Below are 4,114 nucleotides of genomic sequence, written 5' to 3'. Positions count from 1 at the left end.
CTCTTAGGGCATCAGGGTTTGGTCATCAGTGCGGAATTTAGCCCTGATGGTGAGTTGATAGCTACTGCAAGTCGTGACAAGACAGTGAAACTGTGGAAACCAGACGGCACTCTGGTGAAAACTCTCTCAGGGCATCAGGATGCGGTCAAAAGTGCGGAATTTAGCCCCGATGGTGAGTTGATAGCTACTGTAAGTTATGACGACACAGTAAAACTGTGGAAACCAGACGGCACTCTGGTGAAAACTCTCTTAGGGCATCAGGGTTTGGTCATCAGTGCGGAATTTAGCCCTGATGGTGAGTTGATAGCTACTGCAAGTCGTGACAAGACAGTGAAACTGTGGAAACCAGACGGCACTCTGGTGAAAACTCTCTTAGGGCATCAGGGTTTGGTCATCAGTGCGGAATTTAGCCCTGATGGTGAGTTGATAGCTACTGCAAGTCGTGACGGCACAGTGAAACTGTGGAAACCAGACGGCACTCTGGTGAAAACTCTCTTAGGGCATCAGGGTTTGGTCTACAGTGCCAAGTTTAGCCCCGATGGTGAGTTGATAGCTGCTGTAAGTTATGACGGCACAGTGGAACTGTGGAAACCAGACGGTACTCTGGTGAAAACTCTCTCAGGGCATCAGGCTTGGGTCAACAGTGCGGAATTTAGCCCTGATGGTGAGTTGATAGCTACTGCAAGTGGTGACAAGACAGTCAAACTGTGGAAACGAGACGGTACTCTGGTGAAAACTCTCTCAGGGCATCAGGCTTGGGTCAACAGTGCGGAATTTAGCCCCGATGGTGAGTTGATAGCTACTGCAAGTGGTGACAAGACAGTGAAACTGTGGAATTTTAACATTGATGACTTACTCAAGCATAGTTGCGACTGGGTGCGTGACTATTTGAAAAATAACCCCAATGTGACAGAAGAAGACCGCCGTCTTTGTGACGACATCGACTGAAAATTAACTAAACAGCTTATCTCTGTTAACTTTAGCTGAACAGTCGTTATTACAACCAAAGGGAAACAATCTCCTAAACCCTTGAGATTGCTTCCTTCCACTCCGTTCCAGTCGCAATGACCTACAATCACCTTGCTTTTGACTTTGAAGTTTTGACTTTTGACTTTTGACTTCCCAGGGGCATATTGATTTATGTCACCATCCTGAGATAAATTAAAATAATCAAACTATCTAATACTACCTAAAATGCGCTCTTACTCATTAACTGCTCCTGCCAAAATTAATCTCTATCTGGAAATTATCGGCGATCGCCCAGACAACTATCACGAATTAGCAATGGTCTTGCAAAGCATTAGTCTGGCGGATAAAATAGATATTCGTTCTATCGGTATTGAAAATATTGTGGTGCGATGCAACCATCCTCTAGTTCCCGCAGATGAGGGTAATATTGCTTACCGAGCAGCTTCCCTGATGAGCAAACAATTTCCAGAAGCACTTGTTCGATACGGTGGCATTGAAATTACTATTGATAAACATATTCCTGTGGCAGCAGGGTTAGCAGGAGGTTCCACAAATGCAGCAGCAGTATTAGTTGGTCTAGATTTAATGTGGGAACTGGGTTTAACTCACGGGGAGTTGCAAGAGTTGGGAGCGCAGTTGGGTTCAGATGTTCCTTTCTGTGTCAGTGGGGGAACTGCATTAGCAACTGGGCGAGGTGAAGTGCTTTCTCCACTGCCAAATTTAGACCATATTTATGTAGTTTTGGCTAAGTACAAAAATCTCTCTATTTCTACACCTTGGGCGTATAAAACTTATCGTCAAGAGTTTGGTGATACTTATGTCACCGATGCAGAAAGTCAGGAAAGTAGTAGGCAAAAAGTACATTCTGGACCAATAGTATCAGCGATCGCTCACCACAACCACGCTGAAATTGGCAAGCTATTACATAACGATCTAGAAAAGGTAGCTTTACCAGAATATCCCCAATTATTAAAATTAAGAGAAGCTTTTGCCTCCCAGAATGTATTAGGAGCTATGATGTCTGGGTCAGGACCGACTATGTTTGCTTTAACAGAATCTCAATCTCAAGCAGAGGAAGTTGAGGCAGCAGTAAAAGGGAAAATGGCTGACCCCGATCTAGAATTCTGGATAGCACAGTTTAATTCTAGTGGTATTAGTATTGCACATGAATGAATTTAGAATGCAGAATTTAGAATGAAGTAAGATCATAAAACAAAAAATTGGTTATAACTAATTCAGTAGGTTGGGTTGACGTCAGGAAACCCAACAAAAATAGGTCTACAAAATTACAGAATTTAGAATTCATAATTCAGAAGTAATGTCAAATATCATGTTTGAAATAATTAATACTGTAGGTTGGGTTGACGTCAGGAAACCCAACAAAATTCAGAATTTAGAATTAATAATTCGGAAATGAAATTCAGTATTTCAAGCTTCCTACTTCAGTAGGAGGTACTGATAACTGATAACTGATAACTGAAAAAGCTGATAACTAAAATGACAAATTCAACTTCCAAATCCAACAAAAAATCTACTCCTAAAGTGAACCCTTTACAATGTTTAGCGAGTTCTATAATTTCTGGTGGATTAGCAACACTTGCCTATTTATTAATGAAATCAATTGCTGAGACATTTGCTAGGAAACCGATTATTTCAGATAATGTTTTTGTGGTGAATATGTCTACTGCTGTTCGTACTTTAGTAGTAGGAGTTATTGCTTTTGCCGCCTGTATGTGTGCTATGGTTACTATCGGTTTAATTGCCTTAGCTATACAAACTATAATTCAGGGATTTAGCAATAAAGAAATGCCTCCCAATGAAGGTTGAATTAGAGAAGAGGAAAGAAGGCTTTAGTTATCTAGGATAGAAGGTTGAATTATTGAACAAAAAAGATAAATAATGATAGATATAGCTATCTAAAATAAATTAGAGAAGCTCTTGATTTCAAGCCTCCTACTAAAGTATGAGATACTGTTAACTAATAACTGAAATTACCAATATGTTTGAGAACTGCTAAAACTTGCTCTAGTTCATTTTCTCTGTCAATAGACAAAGCATAAGAACGACCATATATGGGAACATTTGCTTTTTGAAGTTTAACAAAAACAAACTCTCTACCATTAATAAGAAAACCAAACTGTGGCTTATTATTTTGAGAGTCTTTCAACATATAAGCTAAAGCTTGAGGTAAAGCTTCCATAACATCAAACTTGGTACTTTTTGATTCAATAACCAGTATCCAAAGTCTGTTTTGTACAACTAAAATATCTATTCTACCTCTAACAATTAAATCATTATCTTCAGCAGAAATTTCCACAGAAGTTTCTGTTCTTATAGAAAAGGGGGGTTGAAAAAATCCAGCTAAATCTAGTAAGGGCGATAAAATAACCATTTTGACTCCCTCTTCCAATAAAGGGCGACGATTAACTAAGTTAAAATAGTTACTGCGAACTCTTTCTAGACTACGTTTTTCTTCATCGCTTAAAGAAGGTAAATTTTCTTGCCATTCTGGAAAAAATTGGCGATCGGTTGTTAGTTGTAGCCCAAAGTTTTCTTGTAGTTGTTCCAGAGTAATATCTTGAGCTTGAATAGTTTGAACCATAATAAATCATTTCTATTTTCAGAATAATTTATGCTATTTCCTCTTTTTTTTGAAATAGTATTACTTTTTACTTAGCACTTAGAAACTGTTTGTAAACTTATAAAACCTACACTCCGCACGACAAAATGTAGTATAAAAAATAGGAGACAGGAGACAGGAGACAATTATAGTGGTCAATCGGAGTAAGTAATTAAGTATTTATACTTAATATTTTCCTGAGAATCTGACTGCTGAGAAAGGTCAATGAATAGGAGTTATATAGTATAAATACCTACTAAGTTACCGATTTTTCTACTACTTTTAATATTAAAAATTGAAGTACATAATGTGAGATAAAAACCTTTCTCCTACCAGGAGAGAGGCTTTGAAACCCCCATTCCCCTGTAGAGAAGCTATGCTTTATAAACATCTTTCTTAACATAAAATTTGACATGCGTAGACAAGTTATGAATAAGCATTTGAGAGGCTTTTTCCTGAGAAAAGTGTATTGAAAAGTACATTTTTTTAAGAAATTCACCCCAAGATTCTTACTCCCCCCTCTTC

The 4,114-nt window shown here is 38.3% G+C and carries 4 protein-coding genes; 3 read left to right on the top strand and 1 reads right to left on the bottom strand.

Annotation, left to right across the window (positions count from 1 at the left end):
- From F6K22_RS34350 to F6K22_RS34340, 3 genes are all read left to right on the top strand, one after another.
- The coding region (locus F6K22_RS34350) for a WD40 repeat domain-containing protein (protein ID WP_293108746.1) at positions 1-948 on the top strand (948 nt) is incomplete at its 5' end.
- A 246-nt stretch (positions 949-1,194) separates the two neighbouring features.
- A complete protein-coding gene (gene ispE, locus F6K22_RS34345) occupies positions 1,195-2,142 on the top strand; it encodes a 4-(cytidine 5'-diphospho)-2-C-methyl-D-erythritol kinase (protein WP_293108743.1) in 948 nt (315 codons plus the stop codon).
- Between the two features lie 324 nt (positions 2,143-2,466).
- Positions 2,467-2,796: a DUF3082 domain-containing protein gene (locus F6K22_RS34340; protein ID WP_293108740.1), complete on the top strand. Its 330-nt coding sequence runs from the start codon at positions 2,467-2,469 to the stop codon at positions 2,794-2,796.
- A gap of 151 nt (positions 2,797-2,947) precedes the next feature.
- Here F6K22_RS34340 and F6K22_RS34335 read toward each other — a convergent pair whose 3' ends face one another.
- Positions 2,948-3,571 carry a type I restriction enzyme HsdR N-terminal domain-containing protein gene (locus F6K22_RS34335; protein WP_293108737.1) on the bottom strand — a complete coding sequence of 208 codons (624 nt, stop codon included), beginning with the start codon at positions 3,569-3,571 and terminating at the stop codon, positions 2,948-2,950.
- Positions 3,572-4,114 lie beyond the last annotated feature (543 nt).

This window comes from Okeania sp. SIO2F4, from assembly GCF_010672385.1.
Taxonomy (GTDB): Bacteria; Cyanobacteriota; Cyanobacteriia; order Cyanobacteriales; family Microcoleaceae; genus Trichodesmium.
This window is presented reverse-complemented; position numbering and strand designations above follow the sequence as displayed.

Coding starts and splice junctions, on each gene's coding strand:
- F6K22_RS34335 (WP_293108737.1), bottom strand. CDS start 3,571: ATGGTTCAAACTATTCAAGCTCAAGATATTACTCTGGAACAACTACAA.
- ispE (WP_293108743.1), top strand. CDS start 1,195: ATGCGCTCTTACTCATTAACTGCTCCTGCCAAAATTAATCTCTATCTG.
- F6K22_RS34340 (WP_293108740.1), top strand. CDS start 2,467: ATGACAAATTCAACTTCCAAATCCAACAAAAAATCTACTCCTAAAGTG.